This window comes from Mucilaginibacter celer, assembly GCF_003576455.2.
Lineage (GTDB): Bacteria > Bacteroidota > Bacteroidia > Sphingobacteriales > Sphingobacteriaceae > Mucilaginibacter > Mucilaginibacter celer.
The window spans coordinates 3826083-3840424 of record NZ_CP032869.1 but is presented as its reverse complement, the minus strand read 5'-3'; the positions used below and the strand labels follow the sequence as shown (position 1 = coordinate 3840424).

General features: G+C 43.6%; 11 protein-coding genes. 8 read left to right on the top strand and 3 right to left on the bottom strand.

Features of this window, described 5'->3' with window-relative positions; all coding sequences use genetic code 11:
- Positions 1-23: 23 nt before the first annotated feature.
- From HYN43_RS15410 to HYN43_RS15380, 7 genes are all read left to right on the top strand, one after another.
- Positions 24-1523, top strand: a complete 1500-nt coding sequence (locus HYN43_RS15410; RefSeq protein WP_119410197.1) for a DUF5689 domain-containing protein — start codon at positions 24-26, stop codon at positions 1521-1523.
- Between the two features lie 196 nt (positions 1524-1719).
- Positions 1720-3135 carry a calcineurin-like phosphoesterase C-terminal domain-containing protein gene (locus tag HYN43_RS15405; protein ID WP_119410196.1) on the top strand — a complete coding sequence of 472 codons (1416 nt, stop codon included), beginning with the start codon at positions 1720-1722 and terminating at the stop codon, positions 3133-3135.
- Positions 3125-4027 (top strand): glycerophosphodiester phosphodiesterase, encoded by a 903-nt coding sequence (locus HYN43_RS15400; protein WP_119410195.1) that lies wholly within the window; start codon positions 3125-3127, stop codon positions 4025-4027. The genes HYN43_RS15405 and HYN43_RS15400 overlap by 11 nt, the downstream gene beginning before the upstream one ends.
- Before the next feature lie 274 nt (positions 4028-4301).
- Positions 4302-5702: an alpha-L-fucosidase gene (locus HYN43_RS15395; RefSeq protein ID WP_119410194.1), complete on the top strand. Its 1401-nt coding sequence runs from the start codon at positions 4302-4304 to the stop codon at positions 5700-5702.
- Positions 5703-5857: 155 nt separating this feature from the next.
- Positions 5858-6721 (top strand): HD domain-containing protein, encoded by an 864-nt coding sequence (locus HYN43_RS15390; protein ID WP_119410193.1) that lies wholly within the window; start codon positions 5858-5860, stop codon positions 6719-6721.
- Positions 6722-7240: 519 nt separating this feature from the next.
- Positions 7241-9715 carry a glycoside hydrolase family 95 protein gene (locus HYN43_RS15385; protein ID WP_119411247.1) on the top strand — a complete coding sequence of 825 codons (2475 nt, stop codon included), beginning with the start codon at positions 7241-7243 and terminating at the stop codon, positions 9713-9715.
- Complete coding sequence (locus tag HYN43_RS15380) at positions 9712-10464, top strand: SGNH/GDSL hydrolase family protein (protein ID WP_119410192.1); 753 nt, start codon at positions 9712-9714, stop codon at positions 10462-10464. Before HYN43_RS15385 ends, HYN43_RS15380 begins: the two co-directional genes overlap by 4 nt.
- Before the next feature lie 113 nt (positions 10465-10577).
- On the opposite strand, the gene HYN43_RS15375 is transcribed toward HYN43_RS15380, so the two are convergent.
- Complete coding sequence (locus HYN43_RS15375; RefSeq protein ID WP_119410191.1) at positions 10578-10844, bottom strand: CHC2 zinc finger domain-containing protein; 267 nt, start codon at positions 10842-10844, stop codon at positions 10578-10580.
- A gap of 251 nt (positions 10845-11095) precedes the next feature.
- Between HYN43_RS15375 and HYN43_RS15370 the strand changes: the two genes are divergently transcribed.
- A complete protein-coding gene (locus HYN43_RS15370) occupies positions 11096-11671 on the top strand; it encodes an RNA polymerase sigma factor (RefSeq protein WP_119410190.1) in 576 nt (191 codons plus the stop codon).
- A gap of 222 nt (positions 11672-11893) precedes the next feature.
- Here HYN43_RS15370 and HYN43_RS15365 read toward each other — a convergent pair whose 3' ends face one another.
- Positions 11894-12664, bottom strand: coding sequence for a hypothetical protein (locus tag HYN43_RS15365; protein WP_162996503.1), 771 nt, complete (start codon positions 12662-12664; stop codon positions 11894-11896).
- Positions 12665-12747: 83 nt separating this feature from the next.
- Complete coding sequence (locus tag HYN43_RS15360; protein WP_119410188.1) at positions 12748-14190, bottom strand: hypothetical protein; 1443 nt, start codon at positions 14188-14190, stop codon at positions 12748-12750.
- Positions 14191-14342 lie beyond the last annotated feature (152 nt).

Below are 14342 nucleotides of genomic sequence, written 5' to 3'. Positions count from 1 at the left end.
TTTAAAATCAGGAGATCAACAAAATGAAAAAGATATATTTATTACTGGTGCTTGTAACGGCTATCGGTGTAAATTCATGTAAAAAGCACAGCTATGCCGAGGGGACATTAAGCCCCATTATAGCTGTGGTAGATTTGAAGGCCATTTACAAAGGCTCGGACGTGGTTTTGAATGAAGCCAACATGGGCGGTGCTAAACAAATTGTTGGCGTGGTGGTATCAAACGCCTCGGCGGGTAACACCCCCGCGGGCGTATTGGTGCTGCAAAATAACCGCCGTAATGCGGTAAGGGGTATTGCGCTCGAGATTGGCAGCGCGGCAGCCAACTACGTTGTCGGCGATTCGGTAGTGGTGCAGGTAAGCGGTGCTACCCTTACTAAAGTTAACGGCAGCATGCACGTTAAAGGCTTAACCGAGGCATCGGTAAGTAAAGTTGCCGATGGCAGGCCTTTCAAGGTGCAATCGGTACCATCGGCAACGGTTATTGCATCGCCCGATGTATATGAATATACCGTAGTAACCATTGCCAACTCCGTTACCGATCCTGAACCGCAAAAAGGTGAAACTTTTGCAGGAGATAAAACCATTAATGATGGTTTTGGTAAGATGGTGGTACACACAGAAGCAGGTGCCGCTTTTGCCGGTAACGAATTACCTTTCAGCGCCAACTTTACCGGCCTGGTATTCCCGGTTACCTCAGGCACCGAAACCAAAATGCAGCTTTGGCCCCGCAGCGGCGATGATATATTTACGCTTGCCGCCACCAAACCCTCGCCAATAATTATTACGGGTTATCTTACCAACCCTACAGGCGACGATGCCGATTATGAATACATCCAGCTGATGGCTACTAAGGATATCGATTTCTCGGTAACCAACTATTCACTGGTAACCTGTAACAATGCCGGTTCTAACCCGCCGCCAACTAATGGCTGGGCGCAGGGATTGGCCAAAACCTACAAGTTTAATCTTACTTCGGGTACGGTTAAAAAAGGCCAGTTGTTTTATGTAGGCGGATATAAAAATATCTGGGGCTTAGGTTCAACAGATATTAGTGCCGCCAATTGGATAGCTAATGTGATGTATGCCGAGGTGCCGGGTGCCGATTTTGGTAACGTAACCAGGAACTTGCTCGCTAACAGTGGGAACGTAGCTGGTATAGCAATTTTCGGCGGTATTGCTGTTGATGCTTCAACTGTTCCATTAGATGTGATCATGTATGGCGGTAGTGGTACCGTTTATTCTCCTGGTCCGCCGGAAATTGGGTACCGGATTACCAATACCGATTATTACAGCCTGATTAACGCGGTAAGCCACGCCGATCAGGGCTTTTATGGCGGAGGAAGCAATACTTCGAAATTGCCTTTACCAACTGATGGCAACTTTGTACAGTTGGGTGGTGTTTACGATGCCCTTACCGGTAGATGGGTAGCCGGGCGCACGGTTACCAGCGTTCCGCTTACATTGACATCGCCGTTAAGCACTATTGAAACGGGGGAGAAGTTTACTAAGATTCAGAATTAGAAGAAGATAAGGCAGGGAAAAAAGAAGCGGGGGATAGCGCGATTCCCTCCCTTCGGAGGGTGTAGGGAGGGGTTTCGGCGATGTGCTTATTCGTTAGCATGGCGTATAAACCCCTCCCTGCCACCGCTCAACCCCAGCGCACCCCTCCCGAGGGAGGGAATTGAAAAACTCCGATTCCCTTAAAAAAACATTCCAAATGAACAGAAGATCATTCTTACAAAGCGCCTGCCTCATCACAGGCGGCGCTTTTATATCACTCAAAGCCAACAGCCTCACCCGGCTCCTGGCTACCGATACAGTTAAAGGCCGCGTAACATCCGGTAAAAAAGGCATCAAAGATGTAGTAATCTCCGATGGCTTTTCGGTAGTATTAACCGACGATAAAGGCTACTACCAACTTACCCCGAACGAAAAAGCCAAAAGCATTTTCATGAGCACGCCATCTGGCTACGAGTTTAAAACGGATTATAACGTAGCAAAGCACTATGAAAACATCAGCGGCGGTTCGCACTTTGATTTTAAACTGGAACCGTTGAAGATTGATGACAACCAGCACCACTTCATCATCTGGGCCGATCCGCAGGTGAAAAATAAAAAAGATGTGAAGCAGATGATGGATACTTCGGTACCTGATACCATCGCCACCATCCAATCATTAGGTAAAAACGCCCTGATACATGGTATTTGTGTGGGCGATATTGTTTGGGATAACCATGAGTTGTTCCCTGCTTATAACGAAGCTGTGGCGCAGATGAACATCCCGTTTTTCCAGGCCATAGGCAACCACGATATGGATTACCGCATGGGGGGCGACGAAACTTCGGACGTAACCTTTAAACAGATCTACGGGCCAACCTATTATTCCTTTAACCGGGGCAAAGCGCATTATGTGGTTTTGGATAATGTGCGCTATTTAGGTGTTGAGCGCGAATACGATGGCTATATTACCGAAGATCAGCTAAGTTGGCTGGCCAAAGATTTGCAGCATGTTAAAAAAGACCAGCTGCTTATCATCAACTTGCATATCCCGGTATATAACCAGGTAAAAAACAACCAGGATTTTTATAAAGTACTGGATGGTTTCACGAACGTGCACATCATGTCGGGCCATACGCATTATCATGATAATAATATCACCAATGGTATTTTTGAGCACAACCACGGCACCGTTTGCGGCGGCTGGTGGACAGGGCCAATTTGTGTTGACGGCACCCCACGTGGCTACGGCGTTTACTCGGTTAACGGTACCGATTTAAAATGGTATTATAAATCGACAGGTTTGCCTATCGAAAACCAGATCAGTGTTTATGCCGAAAAACTCAGCAGCCAGATGCGCCTCATTGCCAATGTTTGGAATTACGACCCGGCCTGGAAGGTGGAATACTTTTTGGATGATAAGCCAATGGGCGCTTTAACTAAGCAGCAGGGTTTTGATCCCTTATCAGTAACTTTGTATAAAGGCGATCAGTTACCGGCAGGGCGTCATTTTGTTGAGCCGCACGAAACCGGTCACCTGTTTGTGGCGCATTTTGAGCCATCGGTTAAAAAGGTTAGGGTAGAGGCTACAGATCGTTTCGGAAATAAATACACAAGCGAGTTAGATGCAAAATAAATTAACCATTATTGCCGGTATAAGTCTGATCATGTTATCAGGCTTTACCATTGTTAAAACCATGCCGATTAAAAATGCCGGTTATCCGGCATTCAGCACCGAAGCCCATCGTGGTGGCCGCGGATTGATGCCCGAAAATACCATTCCGGCCATGAAAAACGCTATCGACCTCGGTGTTACCACGCTGGAGATGGATACCCATATCACGGCCGATGGACAGGTGGTTTTATCGCACGATGAATACATCAATCCGCTGTTTTCGATTACACCCGATGGCAAAGAGATCGGGAAGGAAGAGGCAAAAAATCTCATCCTTTATAAAATGAAGTATGATGAGCTGAAAAAGTATGATGTAGGCTCGAAGTTTTACAGCAAATTTCCGAAACAAAAAAAGCTGAAAACCTATATGCCGCTGCTCTCTGAACTGATTGATTCGGTACAGGCTTACATAAAGGTTAATCATAAAAAGCAGGTGTTTTATAATATCGAAACCAAATGTTCGCCTGCCGGTGATGGTGTTTATAATCCTGGTCCGGATGAGTTTGTGGAGAAGTTGATGGCGGTATTGGTACAGAAAAAGATATTGCCTTATGTGGTAATCCAGTCGTTTGATAAGCGTACGCTGCAAATCATCCACAAAAAATATCCTGAGGTTCGTACTTCATTTTTAATTGAGAATAAAAAGAGCTTTGAAGATAATATGTCCGATTTGGGCTTTACGCCATTTATACTAAGCCCGGCTTATAAATTGGTGGATGCCGACCTGGTAAAGAAATGCCATGACGCCAAAGTTAAAGTTTTGCCCTGGACGGTGAATACTAAAGAGGAGATTGAACTGTTGAAAGCTTTAGGTGTGGATGGGGTGATTACGGATTATCCGGATTTGTATTAAGCTAAAAAAAAGCACGAATGCATACATTTTCTTGCGCTCATTTAAAATGAGTGCTTAAAATGGGTTTGCGTTTATAACGCAACCGGCGATGCAATCGCCAACCCAAGTTAAGCACCCGTTGCAAACGGGCGCAAGTAAAATACTATAACACAACTGTAACCCCGACATTTCTTACGCCAAATAACCTGAACGTAATGTTAATTTAATACAATATCCGCGCGGTTTTTAATGGCATATTGCGATAAAATAAGTTGATTAAACGTTTTATCAAACCATGTTCAAACTGAAAAATATATGCTTAATTGCATGTTGTGCTTTTTCGCTTACGTTAAAAGCGCAAACTACTACTCAAACCGTTAAACCGCTTGCACAGTTGCAACAGGAATTTGTGGATCTCCGCTTCGGCATGTTCATCCACTTTAACATCCCTACCTATATGGATCAGGACTGGGCCGACCCGGACGCTTCGCCTGCCATTTTCAATCCTAAAAAACTAAACTGCGACCAGTGGGCCAAAGCCGCCAAATCGGCCAATATGACTTACGGTTGCATCACCACCAAACACCACAGCGGTTTTTGTATCTGGGATACCAAAACAACCGACTATAACGTGATGAACAGTCCGTTAAAAAAAGATGTAGTAAAAGAATATGCAGACGCTTTCAGGGCCAACGGCTTAAAAGTGTTTTTATATTATTCTATTTTGGATACCCATCACCGTTTAAGGCCAAACATGATTACGCCTAAACATATTGATATGGTTAAAGCCCAGATTACCGAATTGATGACCAAATACGGTGAAATAGGCGCTTTAATTATTGATGGCTGGGATGCTCCATGGTCGAGGATTTCATACGATGATGTTCCGTTTGAAGAGATTTACACCCTGGTAAAATCATTACAGCCAAACTGTTTGGTGATGGATTTAAACGGTGCCAAATACCCTGCCGAAGGTATGTATTATACAGATATCAAAACTTACGAAATGGGCGCGGGCCAGCGTGTATCAACCAAGGATAACCGCATGCCGGCCATTGCCTGCTTGCCATTGCAAGCCAACTGGTTTTGGGAAACCAGCCATCCAAACAACCCGGTAAAAGAACCGGCGAAACTGGTGAATGAAATATTGAAACCGCTAAACAATGTAGATTGTAACTTTATCCTGAACGTAGCGCCTAACCGCGATGGCATTTTTGATGATAACGCGCTTGCAGCATTAAAAGAGATAGGCAAAATTTGGAAAAACGAAGGCCCGGTTGCTAAGCTATCCAAACTTGAGGCACCTATTATTTCATCCAACCTGGCTAAAAACCAACCGGCAAGTGCAAGCTGGAGCGATGACTCGGCTATTATGGATTTTGCCAATGATGATGATTTCCACAGTTCATGGGTTTCAAACCCCACAGTAAAAGCACCATGGTACGAAATCGACTTTAAAAAAGAGCAGGCGATAAACACAGTTGTAATTGCTGAAGAAAACCCAAATATCACCAACTATAAATTGGAGTACTATCTGGATGGTGATTGGAAACCGCTGTTTGAAGGCGAAAACGGTAACAAAATTAAAGTACACCGTTTTGACAGGGTATGGGCCGGTAAGGTGCGTATCTCGATTGAAAAAGCTGCTAAACAGGTGTCTATCGCTGAGTTTCAGGTTTATAACGAAAGAAGGTAAACTAATCAACCCAAACGAATATTTAGATTAAGAACCCGCCCGAAAAGGCGGGTTTTCTTATTTTATATCGTTAATAATTGCTAAAAATATTAGTATTTATGCTTTGAAGTTTTTAATTTTACAACGTAACTGGTACGAACATTGGTAATACTTAAATGATGAAACTGAGCGATATCCTATACGGAGAGTTTGAGATAGAACCGGTACTAACCCACCTGCTTAATTCTACACCTGTACAGCGGTTGAAAAAAGTGCACCAGGGTGGGGCTATCTTTTTGGTTGATCCTGCAATTAACCATACCCGTTACGAACATTCGGTAGGGGTAATGTACCTGGTGAAAAAACTGGGCGGAAGTATGGAAGAGCAGATCGCTGCCTTGCTTCACGATGTTTCGCATACCGCTTTCTCGCACGTGGCCGATTATATTTTTGAAAACATCAACGAAGATTATCACGAAGGTATTTATCAGGATGTGATCATGCAATCGGAGATTCCTGGTATTTTAAAAAAACACGGCTTCTGTTATGATATTTTGTTTAGGGAAGATTACAACATACTTGAACAACCACTGCCCGGTCTTTGTGCCGATAGGGTTGATTATACCCTGCGTGATCTGTTCCACGCCGGGTTGATCGGTATTAAAGATGTGCATCACTTTTTAACTCAATTGGTATTACAGGATGGTAAAATGGCACTGCGCAGTGTAGAGGCCGCCGAATGGATCAGGGATAAATTCACCGAATTGAATAACGATTACTTTAAAAAACCCGAACATGTGTATGCCAACATCAAACTGGCTGGTCTGCTAAAAAATGCTCTTGAAAAAGGAATAATTAAAAAATCAGATTTGCTGAAAGATGATTTTGAAGTATTAGCCCGGTTAAAAACCGATCCGGACAGTAATCGTAAGCTGGAAGATATTAAAAGTATGGCCCGGTTTAAACAATTTGCAGTTGCAGGCGCAACTCAACGTTTTAAAAGGCGTGAATTGCATCCGGCCATTTTTTGTTGCGCCTGAGAAGTTGTTTAAAAACATATAAAAGCCGTCAATTGCGAGGCACGAATTAATCGCGAATATGCGGAGCAGCTAAGCAAATCCGCCCTGTACAGTCCGGGATTGCTTCGTTCCTTCCCATAACATAATTAAATGGGTGTCATGCTGAGCCCCGTCGAAGCATGGTGGGGAGGGCCTTTGCGCGCGACCCTTCGATAAGCTACCCATTACATAATTAAAATTGAGGTCGTGCTGAACTTGTTTCAGCATCCCACTCGCTAAGCAACGCGGCTACCTGTCTTGTGGGATGCCGAAATAAATTCGGCACGACGATAGGAGTGATATGCCATATACTCCTTACAGAGGCTTCGGCTTTTACTTACTCGCAAAAACGCCCGGAGATATAGTGATTCTTTTGAATCGCTGTTAGATAGCTTCTGAGATTTACACCCGGGTACGTTTTCGCGTATAAAAATGCCAATAAGCATTATTTTTTATCGCTACGGCATAGTTATACTTGTAAAAACAATTGTAATCTATTTTATGAACCAAGGTTTGAAAGCAACATTTCTGTTGGTGGTTGTACCACTATGCCTGCAGCTGGCGGCACTTAACGCGAATGCGCAAAACAACACATTATGGTATAAACAACCCGCAAAAGAATGGACAGAAGCATTACCCATAGGCAACGGCACCCTCGGTGCAATGGTTTTTGGCGGTGTTGACGATGAGTTGCTGCAACTAAATGAAGCCACCCTATGGTCGGGCGGACCGGTGAAGAAAAACGTAAATCCCGAAGCCTTCCAATACCTGGCGCAGGTGCGCGAGGCCTTGTTTAAAGAAGATTATCAAAAAGCGCATGATCTTACGCAAAAAATGCAGGGATTATATTCTGAAAGTTTCCTGCCCCTTGGCGATCTGCATATCAAACAATCGTTCGGCGGTGCAAAGCAAGGTGCGTACTACCGCGATCTGAATATCGGCAACGCCATAGCTACCACAAAATATACGGTTAATGGTGTGAATTACAAACGGGAGATTTTTGCATCCGCTCCGGATAAAATTATCGTGATAAGGGTCTCAGCCGATAAAGCCAAACAGTTAGATTTGAAAATAAACACCGGGAGCCAGCTTCGCTTCCAAAAAAGTGTAATTGGAGGCAACACATTGCAATTAGCCGGAAAAGCCCCTGCCCACGTTGAGCCCAGCTATGTGGACTCGAGCAATCCGATTATATATGCCGATGACGATAAATGCCGCGGTATGCGTTACCAATTGCTGGCCAAAGCTATAAGTAACGACGGTAAAATAATCACCGATACCAGTGGCATTACGGTAAAAGGGGCATCTTCAGTTACGCTTTATGTAACAGCGGCCACCAGTTTTGTTGCCTACAACAAATGCCCCGATGGTAATGAAAAAATAGCCGAAACCTATTTAAGCAAGGCCACTAAAAAAACATACGCACAACTACTTGCCGCTCATGTTTCCGATTACCAAAAATATTTTAGCCGTGTTAACCTGAGCCTGAATAATGGCAAAGGCAGCCGTACTGATTTACCTACTGATAAAAGGCTGGCGGCATATAATACCAACCAAAGTGCCGATCCGGGTTTGGAAGCTTTGTATTTTCAATATGGCAGATACCTGCTTATCAGCAGCTCGCGTGCCAAAGGTGTACCGGCAAATTTGCAAGGCATCTGGAATAAAGAACTTCGTGCGCCATGGAGTTCAAACTATACCAGCAATATCAACGTCCAGATGAACTATTGGATGGCCGAAGATTGTAACCTATCTGAAATGCACACGCCGCTGTTCCAGTTGATAAAAGGGTTATCCGAAACCGGGAGCGAAGTTGCTAAAAGCTATTATCATGCGCAAGGATGGGTAACGCACCACAATACGGATATCTGGGCACTGGCTAACCCTGTTGGCGATTTAGGTAAAGGTGAGCCGAAATGGGCCAACTGGCCAATGGGAGGCGATTGGCTTACCCGTCATTTATGGGAACATTATCTATATACCGGCGACAAAGAGTTTTTGAAAAACACCGCCTACCCATTAATGAAAGGCGCTGCTCAATTTACCTTAGATTGGCTGGTACCCGATGGTAAGGGCCATCTGGTAACAGCACCATCCATGTCGCCCGAGAATGATTTTATTTATGCGCCAGGCAAAATCGGGGAGGTTTCTGTGTCAACAACCATGGATATGGGGATCATCCGCGATTTATTTGATAACCTGGTGACTGCGGGCAAAATATTGGGTGTTGATGCCGCGTTCCGCGATACGCTTCTCGCCAAAAAAAGTAAACTGATTCCGTATCAAATTGGCAGCAAAGGCCAGCTACAGGAATGGTACAAAGATCAGGAATCGTCAGATCCGCATCACCGCCATGTATCGCACCTGTATTCGGTTTACCCGGCAAATGAGATCTCGATAGCTACCAATCCTGAACTGGCTGCTGCTGCAAAAAGAACATTGGAACTACGTGGTGATGAAAGTACCGGATGGAGCCTGGCCTGGAAAGTAAACCTTTGGGCGCGCTTGCTTGATGGCAATCACGCTTACAAACTGTACCGCGATTTATTAAGGCTTACAGGTACCAGCGAGACTAATTATAGTGAAGGAGGGGGCTTGTACCCCAATATGTTCGATGCCCACCCGCCGTTCCAGATAGACGGCAATTTTGGCGGTACATCAGGTGTAGCCGAGATGTTGTTGCAAAGTCAAAACGGCAATATTCATTTATTGCCCGCTTTACCCGATGCCTGGGGTACAGGACAGGTGAATGGCCTTGTAGCAAGGGGCGCTTTTGTGATTGATATGAAATGGACCGGCGGCAAAATAACCAACGCCAGCGTTTTATCAAAAGCAGGAGGCGTTTGCCGTGTAATATCTTTATCAAAACTGAAAGTGACCGGGGTAAGCGCTGCACCATCCAAAGTAAAAGAAGGATATGAGTTGGTGTTTAATACTCAAAAAGGCAAATCATACCAGTTAACAAGCAGTTTATGAACAACAGCAGGAGGGATTTTTTAAAGAAAGCTTCACTTGCCGGTGCCGCTATGGCTGCGCCTGCATTGGTTTCGGCATCTCAAACAAGCCAGCAATATCGGGCCGAGGAAGAGAAAGGGAAGATCATCCTTTTCCAGGGCGATTCAATAACCGATGGCGGCCGAAGCTTTGATAAAGACTGGAACCATGTGTACGGGCAAGGCTACGCTTATTTAGTAACGGCCCGCACCAATTTTGATTATCCCGAGAGGGATTACCAATTCTATAATCGCGGCATCAGCGGCAATACGGTAAACGATCTTGCTAACCGTTGGCAAAAAGATACGCTTGATATAAAACCCGATGTATTGAGCATATTGATAGGCGTTAATGATGTACACCGGATAGTGATGCAAGGCGATAAATCAACCGTGAAAGATTTTGAACAGGCATACAACCGGCTTTTGACCCAAACGCTTGCTGCATTACCCAATGTTAAACTGGTGCTGCTGGAGCCTTTTATTTTACCACTTGGCATGGTAAACAAAAGTGTGGAATTGTGGACGACCGAAGTGCAAAAACGACGGGCCGTTGTTAAAGCCCTTGCATCAAAGTTTAATGCCATTTATGTTCCTCTGCAGGATGTGTTTAACAAAGCGCTCCAAAAAGCACCGGCCGATCATTGGATCTGGGATGGTGTACATCCTATGCCTGCCGGTCATGAGCTCATTGCCCGCGAATGGTTGAAAGCGACTAAAAAGCTGTTATAGTATCTGGAAATATTCTCTCGCAGGAGCGCAAAGATTCGAGAATCCTTTGCGCTTTTGATTTAAGATATTGGTTCATGATATGTACCGTCTATCGCTAAATTATAATTGAGTTTTTAGTTGAATGCTGTAATCATCTGAATGGCTTCTTCGCGGGTTTTATTTTCAATAGCCATTACAAACTCAACGGGGCCGCCGCCTTTGCCGCAGCCAAAGCATTGAAAAATGTTTTTTTCGGGCGATACCATTAATGATGTTGCCTGGTCTTTATGAAAAGGGCAGCGGCCTTTCAGGTTTCGGCGACTGGCTTCGAGCAATACATATTTTGAAACAATTTGTACAAGATCGGCCTGTACGGGCGACAGGGAATGAGATGCAGACATGTTGTGCTTAGTATATTTTAATCAGGCTGCGAAAATAAATTTTTGCGGGGCTGGGTAGGACAATTGTTGAAAAAAACTGGTTTATAAACAAAAAAGTCGAAGCAGCGCAAACGGTACTATTATACGTCATTTACAATGTTTTTAATTGCATTATTATTATTTATAGCAAAATTAAAATATCTATAAAATATCTTGAGTGTTTAACATTCAGTTAATATCATCCGGGTAATTTACATTCGTAAAACCTGCTTATGAAATTGACTGAAAAATCTGCCCGGCTGGCGCGTTTTGAGGATATTTATAACCATACCTTTAGCAAACTCAGGAGTACCTTTTTGAAACTCACCCGAAACGAGGATCAAACCAACGATCTGCTGCAAACTGCTTACGTAAAACTATGGGAAAAGCTCGATGATCTTGAAGATCAGGGCGACTATGCACCCATATTGTACGTTTATGCCCGCAACGCATTCAGGGATGAGCTCCGGAAAAAATGCCGCCAGGAAATAGCGGAAGCCGAAATTGGCTACATGGCTGCTGCTGTAACAGACACAGCCGGCACAGCCGAACTGAAAGAGTACGAGGGCATCGTAAAACAGATCATCGATAAAATGCCTGTAAAAAGGCAGCGCGTTTACCGTATGTTTAAAGAGGATGGCCTGAGCTATAAAAATATAGCGCTAAGCCTGGGGATCTCGCCAAAAACGGTTGATAATCATTTAAATGAAGCTTCGAAAGAGATAAGACGGCAGGTGAAGCTGGCTTATGAAGTAGGCCATTTATCATCATTAACAGTAGTGCTTTTGGCCGAGCTGTTGCGAAATTAATGCGGTTGAAAAATATTTGCCAATTTGTGTTTGATATTAATTAATTCAAAAAATATCTACCAATGGTTAATATTAAAATTACATAGAATTAATAACAAAAAAGCTTATTTTTGCAGATATCCCGGATAAGAAATTACCCGATGGATAAATTGCATTTTTAAAAAAAAGCCGGTGATTTGGGACCGGCTTTTTTTTGTTATATATGCTGATTGTTGTTTTGAGCTATTTGATTTCGGTTTCGTAAATAACGGTTGTACTGAGAAGTCCGGATGGATCTCTGACTATGCCTAAAGAAACTACTTTGTTGGGCACAAAGAAAGGGTTACCTGCCTCGAATTGCAAAGTGGGAAAATCCGTAAATAAATCAACAAGTTTTTCATTAGTTGCGGCGTTATAAATTTCGTAATAATACCCCCCAAAACCGTCGTCGATGTGTTTGGGGGGCGAAAGCTCGATGTAAGAACTAAACCCGGTTTTGGTTATTCCATTTATAGTAGCCGTTTCAAGAGAAAAATAATCACCCGCGTCGTTATAATAAATTTCATAAATTTTCATATTAAGTAACGGCGGCAGGGAGTTTTCTAAATTAACAAATTGCACCAGGCTATTTCCGCGCGCTGGTTTCATGGTGCCGTCGTACCCGCCGCCAATAATTTTTAAATCTCCTGTATACAGAAAGTTCAGCTTCAGGCTGTTATCCTTTATATTAAATATAGTGTCAACTATGGGGTCGTTAGCTTTACCCGGTTGGTATATCTTTATTTTTCTATTCCCAATATAGGCTTTTATGATTGTGTTATCTACCGGCGCTTTTAATGTATCTGTTACTTTACCATCAACATCAATCAGAAGGTTACCGATTTCGGTAGTGGTGGTTGAACTGATATAAAAGCTACCATAGCTTTTTGCTTCCATAAGCTGCCCATCTTTTTTACAGGCAAAAAAAAGCTGGCTAATAATTGCAATTAAAAACAGTAGTTTGATTTTTTTCATAAAAAACAATTTAAAAAGTACCGTGGACATCTGCCCACGGTACTCAGAATCTTTTAATTATAACCGCTCAGAATAAATTTTAATTAGTAAGCATTGGTGAAAGGCTCGTAAGAAGCCCAGCCACCGCTATCCCAACGGCCAGCAGATTGTAAACCAAATGCTCCTAAATAAGCAGGAGTAGTATCAAATGCTGTGAAAGTACCACCTGGGTGAGTAACGGCTAAACCGGTAAATACTGCGCCCGTTCTGATTGCCGCTGGTGCCGATGCCTGGATCCTCCAATCTGGTGCAGTTGTGCTGAATGGAAGAACCAATTTAATAGTAGTATTAGGGTTAGCACCGGTTAAAGTAGTTACAGCAGTTGAAGTAGCAGCCGAACCGCTAACAGCTGCAGTGTAACCATGTACATAGCTGTTTGAATACTCGCTGCCGGTAGTGCTGATTAAGGTTGCGCCGTTATTAAAGCCAAAGTTGATAGAGTTACGTACAATATAGCTTGAATTTACACGGAACAGGTGGCCGATACCTGAAGTTGGGCCGGCTGTAGCACCACCAACAAAAGTGATGTTTGATAAAACCGGCTGTGTAACACGGCTTGCAAATGCACCACCGGTAGTAACGATAGGCGAAGAGATGTTATTGCTTTCGATACCGTTAGGGCTTGATGAATAGGTAAAATTCAGATCTTTAGCAGCAAGTGCAAACTGGATTGAACCCTGGAAACCTTGATCAAAATCCAAATCATCATCGTCATTACCGTACGAGATCAGATATTTAGCATTTACCGAACCACCGAAAAACTCGAAGGCGTCATCGGCACCATAAGATACCTGGATATGATCTAAAGTAGTGCCGGCACCAACACCGCCTAAGGTAAGGCCGTTAAGCTCGTTACCCAAGTCAGCATCAACAATTACGCCCGCAAACTCGATACGTACGTTTTTCAGGATGCCTGAGTTATCAGTTTCGGTAGCACCACCGTAACCGATAGCGTCTTTACCGGCAAGTGCGGCAGGAATTTGTGTAGCCGGGATACCTTCAATTTGTGGCTTAGCCTGGTTGGTAGGAGCCTGGCCTAAAAGTACTACACCACCCCAATCGCCTTTGGCACGTTGGCCTGATGCTTTTGCTGATGTAAACACGATAGGGTTAGCAGTTGTACCCTGTGCATCAATTTTAGCACCCCTTCTGATTACCAGGTACGATGGGAAACCGCTTGTAGTGGTTGAAGTGGCTTTACCTTTAATGTAAGTGCCTGGTTGGATGGTGATAGTAGCCAAACTGTCAACAAAAGTAGGGCCGTCAATAAACCAAACTTTGTCGTTGGTAAGCGTAATGTTGCTGGTAATTACACCGCTGATGGTACCGGTAGCTGTTGGCAGCGTGTGGGTATCAGGAAATAAAGCTTTTGACGAACGATCGAAATCGCCTTTGGGAGCGTTTACGCCGTCTTGTTTTTTACAGCTGGTAAAGCTTACAGCTGCAGCAAGTACTAATACACCGATAGATTTAAATTGCATTTTCATAGTGTGCGTTTTTTAAATAAATAGAAATTTGGTTCTGTTTATTCATTTGGTTTTTTAATTGGCTTCACCTTTTAAGCCGATAAGCATAGCAGGCTTTGGGTTGTTTTTTAGGTAGATGTTTGTGTTTCCTTTCTTTTTAAAATTTATATGAT